Consider the following 20,479-nt stretch of genomic DNA (forward strand, 5'->3'; position numbering starts at 1 on the left):
AAAACCCGGAGCAGATCCCATTTTTGGTTCGGAGTGTTAGCCCAGTGGCCAGTCCAGGGTGATAAATGAGGCGTTGGCCTGAAGTGGGGTGTTGTCTGACCAGGCCGGGTGGCCTGCGTGGGCGTTGCCGACGCTGCGCAGCCACTCTCCGTGGCTGACGACGGCTACCCGGCCCTGGGGATGGGCCAGATGAATGCGCTGCAGGGCATCCAGGGCACGGGACTGCAACTCATCAGCCGGCTCGAAACCCGGGACATCGACACTGTTCTGGCTAAAGCGCAGAGACAGGGCTTGCCACAGTTCCACCTGCTCCTCCCGCTGGCACCCTTCCAGTGCCCCAAAGGCTCGCTCCTTCAGGCCGTCATCCAGCAGCAGCGGCAGGGCATGGGGCTGATTGATGATCTCCGCGGTGATGCGGGCGCGTTCCAGTGGGCTGGCGTAGATGGCATCGAATGTGAGGTCGGCCAGTTCTCGGGAGAGGGCTTCGGCCTGGGCCAGTCCCGCCTCGGTGAGAGGGCTGTTCTGGCTGCCCTGAAGGCGACGCTGGCGGTTCCACAGGGTTTCCCCGTGGCGAATCAAGTAAAACTGGGTCACGGCAGGTGTGGTATGAGTGACGAAACGGGCGGGCAGTATATCACCAATGGATATAAAAAGGGCGCGGCCCTGGGGGAGGGTACCGCGCCAAAAGCTCAGGCGTTGACTCTCAGCTTCGCTTAAAAACGGTAGTCGATGGACAGGTACAGCTGCTGGGTATCGTCCAGGGAGAAGTTCTGGCCGATGCTTGGGCCATCGTTTTCATAATCCTGGTCCAGGTAGCGGTAGCCGATCTCGGTGCTCCAGTTCTGGGTCAGGCGGTATTCGGCGCCGACCTGGCCACCCCAGACGAAGTCACTCTGTGAATCGCTGGCAATCTTGTTGTCAGCCACACCGGCAGAGAGGCCGGCAAACAGGTTGAACTTGCCTGTGTTGCCTACGGGGAACAGGTAGTCGTAGGAGGCGAGGAACAGGTGCTGTTCCTGCTTGATGGAGTTACCCACCACATTGAACTTGTCCTCTTTGTAGCTGTAGGTGCCGGCAAAGCGGTGGTGGTCGTTCAGGATGGCACCGCCGCGCAGCTGCCAGGCCACATCATCGCTGTCTTTGTGGGCGTCGCCCTTGATGGTGTCTTGCTGCCAGCCAGCACCGGCACCGGCGAACCACTGGACATCAGCGGCCAGGGCAGAAGTGGAGATAAGGGCGGTGGCGATAAGAGTTGCGGTCAGTTTTTTCATGGTAATGCTCCAATGACGTTGTGTCTGTCGATGGGTCCTACCATACGCGCCCTAATTGAACCCACTCTGAACCAGAGGGGCCCAAACTTAACCCTTGCTTAATCCGGCACTTAAAAAATATAAACGCCCGTTTAGAGCGGGCGTTTTATGGTTGAAAGGGGATTGGATCAGCGCCGGCTTAGCTGAGCCAGCCTGTGATACAGGGGTTGCAACCGGCCGTAGAGGTTGAGGTACACCTCTTTATACAGGGTGCGATACCTTTGGTGGTGCAGTGGGTTGGGCTCGAATCGTTTGCCAACCCGAACCATCCCCTGTGTAGCCTGAGTCACGTCCGGGTACCAGTTAAGATGCAGGGCCGCGCACAGGGCGGCGCCCAGGCCCGAGGTCTCGGTGGTGTGGGCGCGCTCCACAGGCACGCCAAACAGATCTGCAGTCAACTGCAGTATGGCGTCACTCTGAGCGCCACCGCCTGAGACTCGCAGTAGCTGGGTGTGCGCGCCGGTGCGTTTCTCGACCCGCTCCAGCCCTTCTTTGAGCCCATACCCCAGCCCCTCGATGATGGCGCGATAGAGGTGGGCCCGGGTGTGATGATCGCTAAAGCCGATGATGGAGCCCCTGGCTTCAGGTCCGGGCTGGCGTACGCCTGCGCCCCAGTAGGGCTGAAGGATAAGCCCTTCGCTGCCCGGCTCCACCGCATTGATAAGCTCATCCAGCAGCTTTTCTGCCACCGTGTTCTGCTCCTCGGCCAGCAACTGCTCCAACTGGCCAAACTGCTCCTTGAACCAGCTGACCATCCAGAAGCCGCGAAACAGCATCACCTCACACAGATACTCGCCGGCGACCGCGGCCGGGTAGGCGGGCATCAGTGGCACTATCTCGCGGTAGCGCGGGCTGACCACATTGACCGTAGCTGTGGTGCCAAAGCTCAGGCTGGCCACCCCCTCCTGATGGCCACCGCTGCCGAGGATTTCGCAGGCCTTGTCGCCGCCGGCGGCCACCACAGGCAGGCCTGAAGGCAGGCCTAACTGCTCGGCGACCTCGGGGCGAAGATCTCCCAGGGTGTCTCCCGGGGCCACCAGCTCAGGCATCTGCTCAGGCACCAGGCTCAACGCTTGCCAGCGCCAGTTGTTGGGGGTGGCCCACTGCTGCTTCTTGTAATCGAAGGGCAGATACCCCACCTGACCTGCGGTGCTGTCCCGGTAGTGGCCGGTCAGGCGCTGGGTGAGGAAGCCGCCCACCTGTACCACCTTGGTACAGCGTTGCCACAGCATGGGCTCGTAGCTGGCCAGGGTGTTGCTGAAGGCGCGGCGGCGCAGGGTGTTAAAGCTGTGTCCGATCACCGGCAACCAGGCAAGAGGTTTGAGGTACCAGGGCAGGGGCGGCAGTTCACGGCACTGGCGCTGATCCGTCCAGAGCACCGCCGGGCGAAGGGACTGGCCCTCCTTGTCCAGAAACACCAGGGAGGTGCGCTGGGCGGTGAGGGTGACGGCCTTGACCTGACTCAGGTCATTGCCTTGCTCGCGAAGCTGGCTGACGGAGTCTACCAGAGCCTGCCAGTACACCTCTGGGTCCATCTCCGCCGCTCCGGGTTGCGGGGTGTGATAGGGCGGAGAGAAGTGGATCTGGGTCTTGTCCAGCAGGGTGCCCTGGCGGTCAAACAGCAGGGCTCTCAGGCTTTGGGTGCCATTGTCGATGGCGAGAATGGCGTCAGTCATCGTTGCACCTGAATGGCTGTGGGCTGTAATAGCGCTCCCACAGGCGCCAGTATCTGTCCCACTCATCCTGGCACTGCGCTTCGTTCCAGCCCAGGTGCTGCTGGCAGAGTAAACTGATGCGCGTCTGATGATGGTGCACACCACGACCCAGCAGCAGCCCCAATCGGGTGCGGCGCAGCAGCAGATCATCCAGGTGAGCAATGGCCTGGTGCTCTATGGCGTGCTCCAGCTGGTTCCAGCATACGGTGGCGGCGCCTATGGGCTCTCCAACACTGTGTCCCTCAGGCACGGGCGGCAGTTCTGGCTCCCTCAACGGGGCATCGAGCATGGCCGCGGCCTGTTCCAGCACCTGTTGGCCTGTCTCCAGGAAGGTGGTGAGCTTGCCGCCGGTCAGATTCACCAGTCCGGGTTCTTGCCAGATCAGATGCTCGCGGCTGGCGTCCGAAGGCGCCGAGTGCTCCGAGGCGGAGCAGACCACCGGCCGGACTCCGCTCCAGCTGGCGAGGACATCCTCCTCCTGGGCGGTGGGATCCAGGGCATGCATCGCCTGCCATAGGTAATCGAACTCCTCCCGGCTCATGGCCACGTCCTGATTGAGTGGCGCCTCATGATCCAGATCCGTGGTGCCCATGATGGAGGTACCCAGCCAGGGATAGAGGTAGACCGGCCGGCCATCTTCCGGATGGGCAAAGGTCAGTGCCGCCGGAGCAGGGTAGCGCCAGGCGGGCAGAACCAGATGGCTGCCTCGCAGGGGACGAATCACCTGGTTTCCCGGCAGCGGCGTCAATCGATCGCACCAGGCGCCGGCGCAGTTGATGACGCAGCCTGAGGTGATCGGCATGGAGTGGGCATCAATCTGGGCCTGCACTCCGGTGCAACGACCATGTTTCTCCAGCAGGTTGTCCACCGGGCTGTAATGGCTGAGATCCAGCCCTTCTCGCACCGCTTCTTCAAGCAGCCAGGTGATGAGGCCGCAATCGTCGCTGATGGCATCGAAATAGCTGCTGGCGCCCTCTATCTCATGCAGAGGGTAGGGCAGAGCGTCCTGCAGCTGATGTTGCGACAGCCAGCCTGGACGGCAGCCGGGCGCGAAGGCGCGGTAGATCTGCAGCGCCACCTGCATCATCCAGGGCTTGGGGTGACCGCCGGGGGGATGCATAAACCAAAAGGGCAGGGGCTGCACCAAAGAGGGGTGGTGTGCCATCAACGCATCCCGGGCGCGGGCGGCTTCCCGGGTCAGGCGCCAGTCGCCCTTGGCCAGGTAGCGCAGTCCGCCGTGCACCATCTTGGAGGAGCGGCTGGAGGTGCCTGAGCTGAAATCCTCGGCCTCCAGCAGCAGGGTCTTCAGGCCGTTGTGACAGGCCAGCCAGGCCACGGCGGCGCCGTTGATCCCTCCGCCAACCACAATGACATCGTAGTGGCGCTCGCCCGCGTCGAGTCTGGCGCGGGTGTCCGCAACTCTGGCGGTGAGGCTCATCATGGCGTCTCCAGCAGCTTACCCGGATTCATTTGACCCTGAGGGTCGTAGTGGTCAAACAGGGCCTGGATGCCGGATCGGGTCAGCTCATCCTTCTCCACGTGCAGATAGGGGCGGTGGTCCTCGCCGACACCGTGCTGATGGCTGATGGTGCCGCCTCCTTCCACGACGGCACGGCTGGCGGCGTCCTTGAACTTGCGCCACTGTTCCAGGCTGGCGTCGAAGTGCTCCTTCGCGGGGAAGACATAGGTGGTGTAGAGGCTGCACCCCTGCTTATACACATGGCTAAGATGGGTGTAGCAGAGCAGGGGCGTGTCACCGGCCACCGCCTTGAGGCTAAGCTCCATCTGCTGTTGCAGCGTTTCGATGCGGTCCCAATTGGCGGCGGTTTCGAAGGTGTCCACCAGATAGCCGTGCTCCCACAGGCTTTGCCTCAGGTAGGGGGCGCTGTAGCGGTTCTCTTTCCAGTGGCGGCCAAGGCCCTTGAGTGCCAGCCTGCCACCGTATTCGTGCAGGATGCGGCGTATGGCCCGGGTGCTGTGGCGTACCTGTGGCCTGTCACCGGTGACGCCCCAGGTGAGCATGGCGGGCTTGTCGCCCACCTTGAGCAGCCGGAACAGCTTCATCAGGCGGCGGTGTTTCTCTGGAGAGAGCGCCAGCTGCAACTGGGTGTCGGTTTCGGTTGGATGGCTCAGTCGCATCATGCTGGCGGGGATGCTGGCCTGGGCGATGTCGCGTACCGCGTCCAGACCCCTTTCCCAGTTTGGGAAGAAGGAGACATAGAACTGCTCCTTCTGAGGCAGAGGTTGTACCCGCATATCTGCTTCACTGATGACGCCGATGCGCCCTTCGGAGCCCAGAATGACCTCTCGCCAATCCGGCCCTGCGGAACTGGCGGGTATGGTGGGCAGCTTGATGTCGCCCTTGGGGGTATGGACCAGGCCGCCGGCGAACAGCTGCTCGATGCGGCCATAGCGCAGGGACTGCTGGCCGGAACTGCGGCTGGCTATCCAGCCACCCAGGGTGGAGCATTCAAAGGACTGAGGGAAGTGGCCCAGGGTGAAGCCGCGGGCATTGAGCTGAGCTTCAAGGTCCGGACCGCGCACGCCGGCTTCGAAGCGGGCCAACTGGCTGACGGAGTCGATGTGCAGCAGCCGGGTCATCCTCTCCATGGACAGGGTAATGACCGGGCGGTCTCCCTGCCTGGGGTTGATGTGACCGGCAACACTGGTGCCACCGCCATAGGGGATCACCACCCAGTTGTTCTCCATCGCCAAGGTCAGCAATGCTTGCAGATCGTCCCGGCTTTCGGGAAAGGCGACCGCATCGGGCGCGCAGCCCAGCTTACCCTGCTTGAACGCCAGCCAGTCGGCCAGGCTCTGGCCGCGGGAGTAACGGGCCCGGGTCTGGGCGTCGATGGAGTAGAGATCGTGAGCGGGGAGACGGCTGGCAGGCAGTGCCTGCGCTGTTTCTTCGAGAGTGGCTTCGCCCAGTGGGTTACCAGGACCAAGAAGTGAAGTGAGCACCGCTTTGGCGACGGCGGGTAAGGGGCGCTGTTTGTTTAAGTCTCCCCAACCATTCCATACCTTTTCCATGAGACATCCTGTTCATGTTGTTAATTTTTTGTTTATCTCCTAAGAGTTACGGATTTTTGGGTTTTATACAAGTGTTTGAAATGCATTGATGAATGAACAGGAAGGTATGCTGGTCTACAGCGGTTTTCTCAGGGCAAAAAAAGGCCGGTGGGCAAGCCACCGGCAGGGATCACTGAGTTGCTGCCCGGCCTCAAACGGAGTGGCGACAGCAAACCCCTGGGGGTTGTTGAAGGAGGCCGGTAACAACACTAGCCACACTAGCAAGCTGGACAGATGTCTGTCGTCATCAAAATTGGTGATTTTTTGTTCTTGGCTTGGTGGGAACTGTTGAGGTTACAAGGTGATGCAAAAACTGCCGCTAAAACTGGCTGACGCCGGGTGTCGAGAGCGCAAAGCTTGCCTAATATTCCCTAGATGGTAATTTGCATCCAAAGCACGTTAACTGAGACTGAGTAACAATGCCAAAGGCTAGTGAAATCAAAAAGAACGCCGTTGTTGAGCACAACGGTAAAGTGTACTCCGTGAAGGACATCGCCAAGCTGACCCCCAGCGGTCGCGCGGGCAGCAGCCTGTACCGCATGCGCATGTACGATGTGGCCACCGGCGCTAAGCTGGACGAGAGCTTCAAAGCCGATGAGATCCTGAGCCTGGCGGATTTCAGCCGTCATCAGGTGAGCTTCTCCTACATCGACGGTGATGAGTACGTCTTCATGGACAATGAGGACTACACCCCCTTCAATTTCCGCAAGGAAAGCATTGAAGAGGAACTGCTGTACTTCACCGAGGACACTCAGGGCATTCAGGTACTGGCGGTAGAGGGCAACCCGGTAGCACTTGAGTTGCCTACCAGCGTTGACCTGGAAATCGTGGAAACTGACCCGTCCATTAAAGGCGCGTCCGCGACCTCTCGCACCAAGCCCGCCACCCTGACCACAGGTTTGGTTGTTCAGGTGCCTGAATACATCAGCACTGGCGACAAGATCAAAGTGAACACCGCTGAAGGCAAGTTCATGAGCCGTGCAGACGGAAAGTAAGCATCTTGCGGAATCTAAGCCCGGCCGAGTGCCGGGCTTTTTTGTATCTCTGCCAAGTTAGTTAGACGGTCTAACCGACTCTGCCACACCAATGTGACTTATCCACTTCTCTTCCGGGGCAATTCTCGCTAACTTAGTTCACTCTATAAATCAGCAAGATAAGCATCTTTCGGAGCACTTTAGTGTGCCGCCGATGGCGGAGCCTTGCTCCCTGCCAATGCACCTCGATTTAAATGTGTTTTAAATCAGTTGCATAGGTGTAAACGGTCGCTCACCATTCGAGCGGTATTTTAAAGTGAAGGTGACTGTGTGTATATACAGTGTTGCGAGCAATCCGCCTTTCTACAAGCAAGATCCGCCTTTTACGCAAAATAGGCGGTGCGAACTAAGCGCGAAAAGACAGAATTACGTAGAAGTGATAGAAACTTGCCGAATTCGCACTGAACTGGTGCATGCATGATAGGCGGCAAGATTTTAATGAGTGATAGGCGGCGAGTCGCCGCATAATAAGCTTTTATGCTTTAAGTCAGGATTGTTCGTGTATGCCAAAAAAATTGAAAGATCATGTTGTGGAAGGCAACAATCTAGAACTTAAAAAAAGCATTGATAAGATCATAAAAAAGTCCCGGTTTATCTGTAGATGGATAAACAAAAATTCACCTCGAACTGAAAGAACAGTGTTGCTTGTAAATATTTTGAATTCGGTGTGTGACTACCTTGAAGTAACAAAGCTATCGATAAATCAGCATATTTCAGTGCTGGCATTATCGACTCGTAGTATTTACGAGCTTAATGTTCGATTAAGAACCCTTACAAATGAAGATTAACAAAAAAAATGGGCGTCTGAAGCTGTTACAGACAAGGTTCAAACCTTAGAGGGAATACTGTCACTTGGTTCCGAAAGTGAGAATATACAACAGCGCAGTATTTTAGAGGCAGAAATAGCAAGGTTGAAGCAGCTGGTTACGAAGTATAATTTACCAAGCATTAAGCAGCCGGCTAGTACTGGTAACTTAGCAAAGACTGTAGATCTAGAATCTGAGCATAAAGGCTTGTTTAAACTTTATTCTAAACTCGTCCACCCCAGCTCATATTTAGTTAATGATTATGCGAATTCAGCGGCAGTTGAAAATCAAAAAATACTGCAGATACATGCCCAACTATATGCACACGATAGCGTTTCTCGAATTTGCGAAGAGCTAAATATTCCTTATGAAGTAAGTAAGCCCTATGGAAAAGCCTAACAAGTCAATCAACTACGCGCTGAAGTTGACCCGTTTTAGTGGACACCAAAATCGTTAGATTGAGGTGTCACAATGCCTGCCTACAAGACAGGAAAACGAACCCAGCAGTACAGTGTAGAGTTCAAGGTAAAAGCGGTGACTTGGTCACACCTTCCTCATCGTTCAGTAAAGGAAGTAGCCCAAGCTCTGGACATTCATCCGTTCATGTTGTCTCGTTGGCGCAAAGAGTATCGAGACGGCAAATGGGGCATGACAAAAAAGACTAAAAAGCAGCCAGATCAGCTTTCCAAAAGTGATGAAATCAGCCAACTCAAGCGGCGTCTTGCTGAGTTAGAGCTGGAGAATGATCTGCTAAAAAAGTGGCAACGGTTTCAAGCCGAGGAACAGAGGAATCGTTCCGATTCGTAGCGCGCTATCAGGGTAAAATCCGACTATCGAGATTATGCCAGTTTGTCGGCGTTTCACGGTCAGGTTTCTATGCCTGGAAGAAGCGTCAGCCCAGCCAACGCGCCCAAACTGATAGTGTCCTGAGCAGAGAGATTCAGCGGCTTTTCCGTTTGTCCAAAGAGCGCTACGGCAGCCCTCGAATTCATGCCCAGTTGAAGCAGAAAGGCATTAGCGTGGCTCGAAAGCGAGTGGCTAGGCTAATGCGTGAACTTGGCCTTAGGGCGCGTTCTGTGAGGGTTTACCGTCAAATGAATAAGCGGCGGCAAACTTTGAAGGCAACAGAAAACCTGAGGCTGACTAGTGACGCCCCAACTGCTGTCAATCAGCAATGGTCCGGCGACGTTACCTACTTAAAGCACGGACGGAAATGGTACTACCTGGCAGTGATTATCGACCTGTACTCCAGAAAGGTTGTTGGTTGGTCATTCAGCGATAACCGGACGTCAAAATTGACCGAAGGTGCCTTGGTGAAAGCGCTACGTACGCGGCGCCCGAAAGAGGGCTTACTGTTCCATTCTGACCGAGGTATTGAGTACCTGAATGAAAACCTACAGGGTTACTACAAGCGTCATGGAATCAGACACAGCTTGAACCGAGCTGGTTGCTGTACTGACAACGCCGAGGTGGAGTCATTTTTCCATACATTGAAAGGCGAAATGTTCCAGGGAGCACGGTTCCGAGATCATTGGAAGTTGAGAGACGAACTGGCTAACTATATTGACCAGTTCTATAACCGTCGACGTTTACACTCGAGCTTGGGCTACCAAAGTCCACACCAGTTCGAGAGACTCGCGGCATAACAAACCAGTGTCCACTTTATCGGGTCAGGATCACGCCTACGGCGCCGGACGCAGCAAAGCTGCGCCGGTTATTGAGGCGTTAAGTGACCCATGAAAATTAGAATCGAAGAGTTTTTAAAATCCGGTAGATTTGGCCCATTAGAGTTGGGTACATCAAAAGATTTGGCTATTGCCTCTCTCGGTGAACCAGATTGTGATGCTGACTTAGGGAAAACCGGTAGCATCCTTTTATATGGATGGTATGAGCTTTTTTTCAATCGTGAGAATCAGCTGCACTCTATACAGAATGACAACTATGATCCATCTCGTAAAGAATCTTACTTATTTAAGAATGAGAAGATTGAGATAGATCCTTGGTTTCTGAATGAGGCCTTGAACCAGTGTATAGGCGACATATCAAGAGCTCTGGAAGAAAAAGGTATGGAATATGAAGTGATTGACTACTATGGTCGCGATGCGATCAAGCTAAAAAGTGGTGTAGTGATTGACTTTGATGAAGAGGAAAATGATTGTGGCATTAAGGCCCTTACAGGCATCGTGTTATGGCCATAAATCCATACTTAACAATCACAGGCAAGCGACGCCAAAAAGCGGCGCGCCTGTTGTAAGCGTTGATATGATTCCCCCTGTCAATAGGCACAGACTTGTCCATGCCGGGCCCCAAAAGGCCGGCTTGGACACCCTGGTGAGAGACCTTTGGCAAGTCAATGTTCGGCGGTTGACCTTGCTGATATTCGCGGGTTTGGTTATCCGCATTACTTGTTTGCGCCGCTGGAGCCTTGCCTCATTCTATGTGCGCGCATGTAAACGCCTAACGCCGTCGAGGGTTGCTCTCACCGCTGCCGCCGGTCTGCATCACCAGGATGGTTTTCCAGATTATCAGCCTATGTGGACACGTCGCTCCGGTTCAAAACGCTGAGCGATGTCCCACAGGTAGCCCGTGAGCTCTCTGGCCACGGCGGTGACCACTTTGTTGTACTCCTTGCCTCGTGCTTGCAACCGCCGGAAGCGGGCACACAAGCGCAGTTGTACCTCCCAGGAGCGTTGTTGCAGCTTGTGTGAGTGGTACTGCTGACGTATCTGCATTTCTCGGGAGACTTTGGGGCTAAAGCGATAGGCCCAGGCGGCTTCAATGAGGATGCGCCGAGCGTGGGTATTGCCACATTTGGTGATGTTCCCGCGCCTTTCCCTAGAACCACTTGAACGTTCACTGGGGGTTAGCCCTACGAAGTTCATGAGCTGCCTGGGGTTGGTGAAACGCCGCAGGTCGCCAAGTTCCGCCATCAGGGTGATGGCCGACAGGAAGCGGATGCCTCGCAGCGCCGTGAGTTGCTGTACCAAGGGGTACCAGCGCCAGGATTCGGCCAGGGTCTCCATTTCGAGTTCGAGGCGTTGCAGGCGCTCGTAACGCTCGGTGACGGTGTGAATATAGTCCTGAAAGGTTATCTTCTGTGCTGGTTCGGAGAAGTGGATGTCAGCCAAGTGGCGCTTATAGGCGTCGGTCCAGTTTTGTCGACCACTGCAAGGGTGGCCATTGCGCAGTAGAAACGATTTGAGCCGCTGACGAGCCTGGCGGAGGTCAAGCATGGCATCCTCGCGACAGCGAATGAGATCGCGAATGGCCTCGTCTCTGGCGTCGGGTATGTATATGGGGGCAATGTCTCCCGAACGAGCCAGGCGTGCCAAGGTGCACGCGTCGCGTTTGTCGGTCTTCACTTTATCGCCAGGAGCTCTTGGGATGAGAGCAGGTGCAATGACCCAGCAGTCGATATCGCGCTTATTGAGATGGCGGTAGAGCCAGAAGCCGCAAGGGCCGGCTTCATAGACAACACAGAGTTTATTGGCCTTGGTCGCCTGCTGTTTCAGCAGCTTGTCGAAGGCCCTAATGTTGGTGGGAACGGTGCCGTAGTAGCGAACGGTGTCACCCATCGAATCGTAAATCAAAGCGACATCAGTGGTTTCCTTGTGCACATCCAGTCCGACGAAAAGTGTGTTAGCTTTAATCATGTCGACCTCCTGTTGTGTTTGATTGCGTGATACAACAAACAGTGTGGCTCTGGTTTTACTAACCCACGATAAAACGCAGGAGGTCGACCTTTGCACAGGGAATCATGATGTCTAGGTGCATGGAGGTAGCATTGAATAAATTTATAACACTCGTATTTATACTCTTAATTCAAGGTTGTGTGCAAAAAAGTGATACTGAATTATCTCAGTTGATTGTTGGCACATGGTCATATAACTATGATTCTGGCTCTTATGGTTTCATTGAGTACACCGATAACGGCGATAAGTGCGAGATGAATTTTTCTTTTGGTGAAAGCGGCAATTTGTCAATAAACTTGTATTGGAATAAATGGCAAGTTGAAGATTCCATAATTAAGTCTAAAGTGCATGCTAGTACTGTATCCGTCATGGAAAAAGGTTATGTGATTCACGACAAAGTTATAGAGATCAACAGTAATGTACTTACCGTAGACATGATTGTTCCTGAGGGTAATTTCAAAACAGAGTATCACCAAAAAAGTAAATATTCTGAAAGCGGAAAAGTATGTTCAATCGTTAAAATGCACCTAAAAAGAGCTTTGAGGTAGGATTGAAGTTGGCCCGCTTTAGTGGACGCCGATATCGTTAGGTTGAGATCATAAGTTTCCTGTTTGTAGTACATTGGATATAAGGTGTTTGGCTTAGAATGAAGCAAAGAACTATCATATGTTTTAGTCAGTTCATTAGTCTTTCAAGGGGATATGATGAAACAATCAACATTTTATAGGCTAATGATTCTGGTATTCTGTTCTACCAGTTTCTATCTAAACTATATGACCGGTGACGTGATTTACAGGAGTGACTTAGTCAGTGCAATGGGTTGGCACGGATATGACTCACAAATTCCACATTGGCTAAAGCTGTCAGTGGTAGGTCCTTTACAAATATCCGCTATGTTTATGCTCATATTTAATGTGGTCGCTAAGTATCTATTCTCACTGCTAAGTGCTGCCTTGCTGATGATTACTATTTTTGATGGGGTAGCCTCTTATACTGCAGTGGAAGTTTTCATTGTGCAATTGAATTATCTATCAATGGGCGTTGTTTTAACGTTATCATTTACATCGTTGAGTCAGTATTTTAAGTTAAAGTTATGGTGATAAACGACTAATATTTCAGGTGAGTTAATTCGTTCTAAAAAGAAATTTGCCTCAAATGTGTTTTCTTATCTTCGTGGTGCGAAAATGAAGAAGGTGCTTCGATTAATAATTGCAGTAATGTTTGTTTTGTTTGCTGCCTACAAATTGAATTTTTTCATTCTTCCAAGTGTTACAGTTATCAATGGCTCTGAAGTGATTATCAAACAAGCGACGGTCACTCTGCCAAGCAGCAACTTGAACTTTGGACTAATCGATGGCGCAATGGAAAATACCATACATTATTCACTCGAACAGTCCGATGGCGTTTACCGGTACCAATTCGACTTATTGAATGATGAACGAATCGCCGGTGAGTGTGGTTATGTGACCAGCAATGAAGTGCACAAACGTGTAAGGATTGAACTTCACGCTGACCACAGGGTGCGTTGTACGCGATAATCCATAACGTGTGTTTGCAGTGGAGTTCCAATTCTAATACTGCTGGCCTGTCACATTCTATTTCTCTTAATATAGCTTTAATTAACACACAGAACGACAAATAGAGGTGTGTATGTCGTTTTTGTTTCGAACCGTCATGGCTGCCTGGAATCGTACTAAGGTGGAAGGCGAGTACTTTGATCCTATTTGTAAGAGATGTGGCTATAAGATCTCGTATAGCAAGGGGGATGTTGAGTGCATGAGGTGTACAGGAAAGTCAAATGAAGAGGTGTTGCTTCTTCAGGCTCAAAGGCAGAATGAAAAGGCAGATTTGAAATCGCTAGGTAAGATCATGATAGTTATGTGTTTTATTATAGTGATATCATTGGCCTTGCTCGGGTTGTGAGAGGATCTCGAAGGGCTACTTAGATATGTCAGACTTTATAATTTTTATCGCTGTGTCGATTGTATCCTTCGTTGTAGCCATCGACGTGATGTGCAGGATACAGACCGCTCTCCTTAAATCGGCTAAAACAAAAGCTAAGGTAATCGTGTTTTATGGGATGCCGGTTGTTATTTGCATTGCTCTGGGAATCTGGGTAATGAGCCTGCAAAGATTTACCGCTGAACTAAGTGTGTCTGGTTTCTACGAATTTTTGCTAATGTCGGTATCGGCTTTCTCTGTCGTCGCATCTATGTTCTATACGAGTGATCGACGTTATCCGGGCCTGTCGACCCAAGCAAACACCTGGACAGAAGACAATGGTCACTGAGTATTGATTCAGATGATAAAGGTAAATATCAACAAGTTGGTAAAATGCTCTTTACTGTTTGGGGTGACTTTAACGTTATTGGTGGGGTGCGCCGAGCAATTTGTCCTGAAAGAAGGGGAGCTCCCGGGTTTCTTTACCGGTCTAACTCAGGGATTTTTCATTGTTATCGCTTTTATAGCTAGTTTGTTTTCCGACATCCAGATCTACACATACCCCAATGAGGGTGGCTGGTACGACTTTGGCTATGTCATCGGAGTAATTACTGTGGTCGCCGCGGGAACGTCCAAGTCTTGATAGCATTAAGACGGCGTACAACATGAGCAAGACTCATTATAAAAATAGAGGTGTAGATTGGAACAAGTATTGGAAACCCTTAGAGCTCGTGAATACGACGCTGAGGAGAAGGATGGAAAAGTCTTGGTTAAACTTGGTTTTCCGTGCATCCGTGTGAGTGTTTCATATGATTATGCTTTTGCCGGTTTTGTGGTAAGCCCTAAGCCGGCGAGGGGAGTGATAGCCGGAATAATGTTTGTGGCTTTAGGGCTTTAGGGCTTTGGGCGCTCTCTACGAGCTCAGTTTCCTTGGGAGTTCTTCAGGTGTGTAATGGGTTATTACTTCTCATGTCAGTTGTTCTCACCGAAGTAAAATCGATAGAAGTCAGGCGACTGGTGACTGACATTAATTTGGCAAGAAGACAAGCGCAGAACAAGCCCTAGTGGGAGCTTGAAAGGGCGATGTCAGTAAGTAAAAGGGAGAAGTCATATGGATATGACGTTTCGTTCGAAAATCGATACCTGGCTGCTGGTGGTTTTGCTAGTTGCCATAGCGGGCAGCCTGTATGGTGCTGCTGAGGCGGTTCGGATTGACTCCGGTTGGGTGATTGCCGGTGTGTTGATCATCACTGCAGGGTTGCTTGTCTGGTTGTTGGTATCAACCAAGTATGTGGTGAGCGATGAAATGCTCCGAGTTCAGGCTGGACCGTTTTCCTGGCAGATTAACATCGAGTCGATTCGCTCGGTTCGCGAGACTCGTAATCCGCTGTCCAGCCCGGCATTGTCCTTGGACAGATTGGAGATCAGCTATGGCGCAGGTCAAACGATCATGGTGTCCCCGACAGATAAAGAACGCTTTTTGAAGGCCATAGGTCAGAGCGGGGGCACGGGCTGAACTTGTCTAAAACACAAGAGATCGAACTGGGTTCGCTTTGAGTGAGTCAATCTATGGCATGCAATCCGCAGGACTGACTTAAATTTAACCCCAACCATTGGAGCAAAGGAATGAAGGGAATGGTGTTGGCCGGGCTTATGTTGCCCGGTATCTGTTGTGCGGAGATCGTGATTCAAGGGCAGGTGACCGATAAGTTAGGTGAGCCGGTCAGTAAATGTGATGTCTATTTCAATAAGAGCCGCTGGATTAGTGATGACTCCATCCACGTGCGTTGTGACGAAAAGGGGCGTTATGAAGCGCGCATTCCTGCAGGGTTGTACAACTCCATGTACGTCTGTGATGAGGACAAGTACGGCAAGATTGCGCTGGAGTTCTGGGGCTGGAACCTGAATCTCATGGAATCTCAGGAAATCGATGCTGCGTTCGATACCCTAGAGGTGTTCAGCCTGTCGGCTTGGTCCTCCAATGGTGGCTCAAACTCGATGTTTGCGTCGTTCAGGCCCATGAGTTTGGTGAAGCCCGGGTTCAGCATGAAAGAGATAAACGGTGAACAGGCTGCCGTTATCGACATTGCACCTGAACTCGACAGCAGTTCCATTCGAGGCTTTGTGGACGGTAAACCAGTCGAACTGCTGAGTTACAATTGGGCCTATGAGAAGCTGAACAACTGCAAGGGCTTCCCCGAGAAGATGGATACGCCCAACGGTTGTTACATGCCTATGGTGATCGCACAGTTTAAAAAGCCAAAACTCGGTGAAGGGCAGCACTTGCTGAAGGTGAGGCTGGTCGATGCTAAAACCCAGAACCTGGGCGAGGGCATTACCCACTTCTCCTCCAACAGTGCTGGCTTTGGCTTTTAGGAGACAGAGAAGCGTAATGAAGATTGAAGTGACCAGTGACCACAATGCCGAGCTGTTTGATGCCCTGGTGGATGGCGTGCGCCAGTTCAATGCCCAACATATGGGAGACGAGACCTCCAAGCCGCTGATGGTCTGTGCCAAAGACAAACAGGGTAGGGTGGTCGGCGGTGTGGCCGGGCGTACCATCTATCGCCAGTTTCTTATCGAGGTGCTGTGGGTATCTGAGTCGTGTCGCGGTACTGGACTGGGCCGCACCCTGATGGTTCAAGCGGAAGAGGAAGCGAGGCGTAGGGGCTGTATTGCTGCCCAGGTGGATACGCTTCAGTTTCAGGCTCCGGACTTTTACCAGAAGCTGGGGTTTGAGGTCATCGGTCAGGTGACCGATGTGCCGCCCAGTCCCGACCGGGTCTTTCTGTTTAAGCGCTACGTTTAGCTGCGGGCTAGAAACATTCTCTAGAGATACAAACAAAAAGGGCTGCCATTGGGCAGCCCTTTGTCGTTACTGGTTCAGCAGCGTTGCCGCTGGCGCCGGTGTGACCCGGTAGAAGTAACGTCTGAGCAACTCGGGCAGGCGCTCAAGAATGTGGGATTTCAGTGCCAGCTTGCTCTGCTTCAGATGCTCGGCCAGGGCGCGCTCATCGAAGGCGGCCAGGGCGGGCAGGGCCACAGGTGCAAAACTCAGGTGCCAGGGTTCAGGCTGCACGCCGCCCAGGTTCTTAGTGTAGGGGCGGAAGAAGCCAAAACGGGTCATGTGCTCATCCAGCCAGCGGTTCAGTTTGCCGTTGGGGGCTCGGCCACGATACTCCGCTGGCTCCAGCTTAAGCTCATCACGGGAGATGGCGCTGGCGTCGTAGAAGTCGAAGTCGGTGCCCCAGTGGTGGCGTGAGCTGCCGGGCAGGGCAGACCAGGCCAGGATGGCGCGAATCAGTTCGTTGTCATTGAGGTTGGCGGGGTTCAGGGGTCGGCCCTCTTCATCCACCAGGGGGCGCTTGCCCATCACCTTGCCGTTGAAGATGCTCAGTTGGCGGTCGAAGCTGCGCCAGCCGGAGGCACACTGAAGATCAAAGCCTGCTTCACGGGCTGCGTCCTGCATCTGCCTGAAGGCCACCGCGGTGCGGCACTCCAGCAGTTGGTCTTCCACTTCCATCAGGTGGTTCTGTTCTAGTCCCATGAGTTGGGGTTGGGTCAGCACAATAGCTTCTCCATAATCGCTTCGTAGCAGTCTGCCAGAATCTCCAGATCGCGAATGCTGACGCACTCGTTCACCTTGTGGATGGTGGCGTTGATTGGGCCCAGTTCCAGCACCTCTGCACCGGTGGGGGCAATAAAGCGTCCATCGGAGGTGCCGCCACTGGTTTGAGGATCGGTGTCGTAACCGGTGACCTCGCGTATCGCCTCACAGGTCGCTTCCAGCAGTTTACCGTGATCCGTCAGGAAGGGGGAACCATTGTGTACCCAGTCGATGCGGTAATCCAGGCCGTACTTGTCGAACAGGTTGTGCACCCGGTTCTTCAGATCGGCGGCGTGGGTCTCGGTGCAGTAGCGGAAGTTGAACTGCACATGCAGTTCGCCGGGAATCACGTTGGGGGCACCGGTGCCTGCATCGATGTTGGCGATCTGGAAGCTGGTGGGGGGAAAGAACTCGTTGCCATCGTCCCATTTCACCGAGGCAAGCTCCGCCAGGGCCGGTGCGGTCTTGTGGACCGGGTTGTCCGCCAGTTGCGGGTAGGCGACGTGCCCCTGAATGCCCTTAACGTAGAGATCGCCGGTCAGGCTGCCACGGCGGCCATTTTTGATGACGTCGCCCAGCTTGGCCGAGCTTGAGGGTTCACCGACGATGCACCACTTAATCTTCTCATTACGGGCTTCCAGAGTGTCGATCACCCGGGTGGTGCCGTTGATGAAAGGGCCCTCTTCATCGGAGGTGATGAGGTAGGCGATGGAGCCTTTGTGCTCTGGGTGCTTGGTGACAAAGCGCTTGGTGGCCACCAGCATGGCGGCCAGGCTGCCCTTCATGTCGGCGGCGCCACGGGCGTGGAGAATGCCGTCGATGATGGTGGGGGTGAAGGGCGGGGTGTGCCAGTCGTCCAGCTTGCCGGCAGGCACCACATCGGTGTGGCCCGCAAAGCAGAACAGAGGCCCTTCACTGTTGCGTCTGGCCCACATGTTGGTGGTGTCTTCGAAAATCATCGGCTCGATGTCGAAACCCAGCTTGGCCAGGTATTCCGCCATCATCGGCTGACAGCCGGCGTCTTCTGGGGTGACCGATTCTCTCGACAGCAGGTCGATGGCCAGTTGCAGTACTTCCGATTGTTGAGTCTCAGCCATTGGCAGTCACCAGGGCGTCGTAGTCGGCAGACTTATAGCCTACCTGAACTGTGTCGCCGTTGACCAATACCGGCCGCTTGACCAGGGTGGGGTTGTCCAACATCAGCGCCTTGGCCTTGTCTCTGTCCACATCGATTTTCTGCTCATCACTCAGCTGGCGCCAGCTGGTGGAGCGGGTGTTCAGCAGAGTTTTCCACTCTACCTTCTCGAGCCAGGCTTCCAGGGTGGCGTCATCCAGACCGGCTTCACGAAAGTCGTGAAACTGGTAGGGGGTGTTGCTGTTGTCCAGATGTTTGCGTGCCTTCTTTACGGTGTCGCATTTATTGGGAGAAATACCGTACATTATTAGGGTTGGCTTGTTTGAGGTGTTCATCACTATCAGCCTAGTTCTATCTTAGTTGGTCCCAAGCATACCAGAGGATGCCAGGATGAGCAGTAATACCAAGATTATACAGGCATATTCCTACCTGAGGTTCAGTACTCCCCGGCAGATGAGGGGGGATAGCTACCGTCGGCAGATCGGATTGGCTCAGGAGTATGCTGAGCGCCATGGGTTGGAATTACAGGAGTCAGCTGTTGCTGACTTGGGTGTAAGTGCTTTCAGGGGCGCTAACCGGGTTGGAGCACTTGGTCAATTCCTCGATATGGTGAAATCGGGAGCGGTTCCGCAGGGCTCTTATCTACTCGTAGAGTCTCACGATCGTTTGAGTCGGGAGCAGGTAGAGCGAGCATTGGCACAGTTTCTAGAGATCGTGAATCAGGGTGTAGTCATTGTGACCTTATCGGATGAGCAGGTTTACCGGGCAGGTGAACTCGACATGCTGAAGTTGATGACCACCTTGGTGTACATGAGCCGGGCCAACGAAGAGTCGGAAATGAAGAGTCGACGGGCGACGGCTGCATGGGAGTCTCAGCGGCTAAAAGCAGTAGCGGGGGCTAAGATAAAGAACTCAGCGCTACCAGGTTGGCTTAAGTGGCAGGGCAATGACATTGTACCTAAGGAGCGGGAAACTGCCGTGATTCGTCAGATGTTCGACTTAGCACTAGCAGGGGCAGGGTACGAGCAGATTGCTGCGTTTCTAAATAGTAATGGCATACCCACCTTTCGAAAGCAGAGCAAATGGCGGCCAGCAGGAGTAAGTGCTCTGTTAAAAAGCCGTGCTCTAATCGGTGAGTATCAACCTCACCAGAGGATGGATGGGGTTCGCAAGCCTATCGGGGAGCCTATACATGATTACTATCCTTCAGTGATCGACCTAGCCGATTTTCTTGAAGTCCAGAGGCTCATCGCCACCCGCAATAAGCACAGTGGGTCATATCGAAAGGGGCTGTTTAAGTACCTGTTTTCCGGAATTATCCGCTGCCAATGCGGCCAACTGCTGCGCCATCATAATAAGGGCAGTAAGGAGTCCCCCAGGCACTATCTGGTCTGTCCGATGAAGACTGCCGGGCAGTGTGATATGCCATTCCTCAGATACGATCATTTTGAGCCTCAGGTGTTAGTGACCATCAGTCACCTCCCCAGATTGTTTCAGCGACAAAATGGTAATCAAGAAGCCGTCAGGCGTGTCGTACACGAACTTGTAGAAACTCAGGAGCAGTATAAGCAACTGAGTCAAAAAGAAGTGAATGCGACGCGGTTGCTTATCGACTACCCAGATGACAAAGAGTTACGTCGGCAGTTTACTCAGATCAAGGAGGATATCGCTGCTTGTAAGCGGTCTATTGACGAGCTTGAGGCGGAGCGAGACCGATTGTTACAGTCGGAGCGAACGATAACTTTGCTAACCAACGATAATCTCAGCACTACCGAGTCGAGGCAGAAGTTCAACTCACGGCTGAAGCAGACGCTATCATCCATAAAGTTAATCATGGAGAACGGTACCATCGCCCTGAGTTTTTACGCCTCCAACCACATCTTGCTGTGTGAGCAGGTGTTCAATACAGAGTGGAAGCCAAGGCGGGGCGTTGAACTACGCGGGAGTCATGTAATGGAACTCGATGGAACAACAGTCTGCCGTACGACTCGGGAGCCACCATATATCGATGATGCCTGGGCTGAAGAGACCCCGTTCGGGGAACTTCCATCATACCCGGAGATTGAGGAGGAGGGCGTATTCAACTGGGAAACCGGGGAAGGTAGGGTTAGCCCAGCCTCCGGGGGATCAGACAAACATTAAAGGGGCCGATGGGCCCCTTTCTCCT

19 protein-coding genes are annotated in these 20,479 nt (G+C 53.5%); 10 read left to right on the top strand and 9 right to left on the bottom strand.

Going from position 1 to position 20,479, the window contains the following annotated elements; translation table 11 throughout:
- Window positions 1–36: 36 nt before the first annotated feature.
- From QUE41_RS08925 to QUE41_RS08945, 5 genes are all read right to left on the bottom strand, one after another.
- Window positions 37–594: a histidine phosphatase family protein gene (locus tag QUE41_RS08925; RefSeq protein ID WP_286342527.1), complete on the bottom strand. Its 558-nt coding sequence runs from the start codon at window positions 592–594 to the stop codon at window positions 37–39.
- Between the two features lie 119 nt (window positions 595–713).
- A complete protein-coding gene (locus QUE41_RS08930; protein WP_286342528.1) occupies window positions 714–1,271 on the bottom strand; it encodes a porin family protein in 558 nt (185 codons plus the stop codon).
- A 167-nt stretch (window positions 1,272–1,438) separates the two neighbouring features.
- Window positions 1,439–2,986, bottom strand: coding sequence for an FGGY-family carbohydrate kinase (locus QUE41_RS08935; RefSeq protein ID WP_286342529.1), 1,548 nt, complete (start codon window positions 2,984–2,986; stop codon window positions 1,439–1,441).
- Window positions 2,979–4,466 carry an FAD-dependent oxidoreductase gene (locus QUE41_RS08940; protein WP_286342530.1) on the bottom strand — a complete coding sequence of 496 codons (1,488 nt, stop codon included), beginning with the start codon at window positions 4,464–4,466 and terminating at the stop codon, window positions 2,979–2,981. Before QUE41_RS08940 ends, QUE41_RS08935 begins: the two co-directional genes overlap by 8 nt.
- On the bottom strand, window positions 4,463–6,058 hold the full coding sequence (locus QUE41_RS08945; RefSeq protein ID WP_286342531.1) for an FAD-binding oxidoreductase: 1,596 nt from the start codon (window positions 6,056–6,058) through the stop codon (window positions 4,463–4,465). Before QUE41_RS08945 ends, QUE41_RS08940 begins: the two co-directional genes overlap by 4 nt.
- A 458-nt stretch (window positions 6,059–6,516) precedes the next feature.
- Between QUE41_RS08945 and efpL the strand changes: the two genes are divergently transcribed.
- The 4 genes from efpL (at window position 6,517) to QUE41_RS08965 (ending at window position 10,135) form a co-directional block, all read left to right on the top strand.
- A complete protein-coding gene (efpL, locus tag QUE41_RS08950; RefSeq protein ID WP_028108979.1) occupies window positions 6,517–7,092 on the top strand; it encodes an elongation factor P-like protein EfpL in 576 nt (191 codons plus the stop codon).
- Between the two features lie 950 nt (window positions 7,093–8,042).
- A complete protein-coding gene (locus QUE41_RS08955) occupies window positions 8,043–8,336 on the top strand; it encodes a hypothetical protein (RefSeq protein ID WP_353506870.1) in 294 nt (97 codons plus the stop codon).
- A gap of 72 nt (window positions 8,337–8,408) precedes the next feature.
- Window positions 8,409–9,583 (top strand): IS3 family transposase gene (locus tag QUE41_RS08960; RefSeq protein ID WP_286341975.1). Its coding sequence is split into 2 segments (ribosomal slippage): window positions 8,409–8,688 and window positions 8,688–9,583, totalling 1,176 coding nucleotides; the frame shifts between segments, so codons are not numbered across the junction.
- A 90-nt stretch (window positions 9,584–9,673) separates the two neighbouring features.
- The gene (locus QUE41_RS08965; protein WP_286342532.1) at window positions 9,674–10,135 is read left to right on the top strand and encodes a hypothetical protein; all 462 of its coding nucleotides are present in this window, start codon (window positions 9,674–9,676) and stop codon (window positions 10,133–10,135) included.
- Window positions 10,136–10,462: 327 nt separating this feature from the next.
- Here QUE41_RS08965 and QUE41_RS08970 read toward each other — a convergent pair whose 3' ends face one another.
- Window positions 10,463–11,590, bottom strand: coding sequence for an IS110 family RNA-guided transposase (locus tag QUE41_RS08970; protein WP_286342533.1), 1,128 nt, complete (start codon window positions 11,588–11,590; stop codon window positions 10,463–10,465).
- A gap of 131 nt (window positions 11,591–11,721) precedes the next feature.
- Here QUE41_RS08970 and QUE41_RS08975 point away from each other — a divergent pair, with 131 nt between their 5' ends.
- The 5 genes from QUE41_RS08975 (at window position 11,722) to QUE41_RS08995 (ending at window position 16,379) form a co-directional block, all read left to right on the top strand.
- Complete coding sequence (locus tag QUE41_RS08975; protein WP_286342534.1) at window positions 11,722–12,177, top strand: hypothetical protein; 456 nt, start codon at window positions 11,722–11,724, stop codon at window positions 12,175–12,177.
- Window positions 12,178–12,813: 636 nt separating this feature from the next.
- Window positions 12,814–13,167 carry a hypothetical protein gene (locus QUE41_RS08980; protein WP_286342535.1) on the top strand — a complete coding sequence of 118 codons (354 nt, stop codon included), beginning with the start codon at window positions 12,814–12,816 and terminating at the stop codon, window positions 13,165–13,167.
- Window positions 13,168–14,681: 1,514 nt separating this feature from the next.
- Window positions 14,682–15,086, top strand: a complete 405-nt coding sequence (locus tag QUE41_RS08985) for a PH domain-containing protein (RefSeq protein ID WP_286342536.1) — start codon at window positions 14,682–14,684, stop codon at window positions 15,084–15,086.
- Between the two features lie 110 nt (window positions 15,087–15,196).
- Entirely contained in the window at window positions 15,197–15,946 is a 750-nt protein-coding gene (locus QUE41_RS08990) for a hypothetical protein (RefSeq protein WP_286342537.1), read from the top strand.
- Between the two features lie 16 nt (window positions 15,947–15,962).
- The gene (locus QUE41_RS08995; protein WP_286342538.1) at window positions 15,963–16,379 is read left to right on the top strand and encodes a GNAT family N-acetyltransferase; all 417 of its coding nucleotides are present in this window, start codon (window positions 15,963–15,965) and stop codon (window positions 16,377–16,379) included.
- 66 nt (window positions 16,380–16,445) lie between these two features.
- Here QUE41_RS08995 and QUE41_RS09000 read toward each other — a convergent pair whose 3' ends face one another.
- Genes QUE41_RS09000 through QUE41_RS09010 form a run of 3 tightly spaced genes read right to left on the bottom strand, consistent with a single transcriptional unit; the run spans window position 16,446 to window position 18,647 of the window.
- A complete protein-coding gene (locus tag QUE41_RS09000; RefSeq protein ID WP_286342539.1) occupies window positions 16,446–17,138 on the bottom strand; it encodes a M15 family metallopeptidase in 693 nt (230 codons plus the stop codon).
- Entirely contained in the window at window positions 17,132–18,274 is a 1,143-nt protein-coding gene (dapE, locus tag QUE41_RS09005) for a succinyl-diaminopimelate desuccinylase (RefSeq protein WP_286342540.1), read from the bottom strand. Before dapE ends, QUE41_RS09000 begins: the two co-directional genes overlap by 7 nt.
- Window positions 18,267–18,647 carry an arsenate reductase gene (locus QUE41_RS09010; protein ID WP_286342541.1) on the bottom strand — a complete coding sequence of 127 codons (381 nt, stop codon included), beginning with the start codon at window positions 18,645–18,647 and terminating at the stop codon, window positions 18,267–18,269. Before QUE41_RS09010 ends, dapE begins: the two co-directional genes overlap by 8 nt.
- 55 nt (window positions 18,648–18,702) lie before the next feature.
- On the opposite strand from QUE41_RS09010, the gene QUE41_RS09015 reads away from it, so the two are divergent.
- On the top strand, window positions 18,703–20,454 hold the full coding sequence (locus QUE41_RS09015) for a recombinase family protein (protein WP_286342542.1): 1,752 nt from the start codon (window positions 18,703–18,705) through the stop codon (window positions 20,452–20,454).
- Window positions 20,455–20,479 lie beyond the last annotated feature (25 nt).

The organism is Ferrimonas sp. YFM, assembly GCF_030296015.1.
Lineage (GTDB): Bacteria > Pseudomonadota > Gammaproteobacteria > Enterobacterales > Shewanellaceae > Ferrimonas.

Excerpts from the sequence above, each read along its gene's own strand:
- QUE41_RS08940 (WP_286342530.1), bottom strand. The coding sequence starts at position 4,466 with ATGATGAGCCTCACCGCCAGAGTTGCGGACACCCGCGCCAGACTCGAC.
- QUE41_RS08990 (WP_286342537.1), top strand. The coding sequence starts at position 15,197 with ATGAAGGGAATGGTGTTGGCCGGGCTTATGTTGCCCGGTATCTGTTGT.
- dapE (WP_286342540.1), bottom strand. The coding sequence starts at position 18,274 with ATGGCTGAGACTCAACAATCGGAAGTACTGCAACTGGCCATCGACCTG.
- QUE41_RS08995 (WP_286342538.1), top strand. The coding sequence starts at position 15,963 with ATGAAGATTGAAGTGACCAGTGACCACAATGCCGAGCTGTTTGATGCC.
- QUE41_RS08970 (WP_286342533.1), bottom strand. The coding sequence starts at position 11,590 with ATGATTAAAGCTAACACACTTTTCGTCGGACTGGATGTGCACAAGGAA.
- QUE41_RS08980 (WP_286342535.1), top strand. The coding sequence starts at position 12,814 with ATGAAGAAGGTGCTTCGATTAATAATTGCAGTAATGTTTGTTTTGTTT.
- efpL (WP_028108979.1), top strand. The coding sequence starts at position 6,517 with ATGCCAAAGGCTAGTGAAATCAAAAAGAACGCCGTTGTTGAGCACAAC.
- QUE41_RS09015 (WP_286342542.1), top strand. The coding sequence starts at position 18,703 with ATGAGCAGTAATACCAAGATTATACAGGCATATTCCTACCTGAGGTTC.
- QUE41_RS08945 (WP_286342531.1), bottom strand. The coding sequence starts at position 6,058 with ATGGAAAAGGTATGGAATGGTTGGGGAGACTTAAACAAACAGCGCCCC.
- QUE41_RS08965 (WP_286342532.1), top strand. The coding sequence starts at position 9,674 with ATGAAAATTAGAATCGAAGAGTTTTTAAAATCCGGTAGATTTGGCCCA.
- QUE41_RS09010 (WP_286342541.1), bottom strand. The coding sequence starts at position 18,647 with ATGAACACCTCAAACAAGCCAACCCTAATAATGTACGGTATTTCTCCC.
- QUE41_RS08935 (WP_286342529.1), bottom strand. The coding sequence starts at position 2,986 with ATGACTGACGCCATTCTCGCCATCGACAATGGCACCCAAAGCCTGAGA.
- QUE41_RS08930 (WP_286342528.1), bottom strand. The coding sequence starts at position 1,271 with ATGAAAAAACTGACCGCAACTCTTATCGCCACCGCCCTTATCTCCACT.
- QUE41_RS08985 (WP_286342536.1), top strand. The coding sequence starts at position 14,682 with ATGGATATGACGTTTCGTTCGAAAATCGATACCTGGCTGCTGGTGGTT.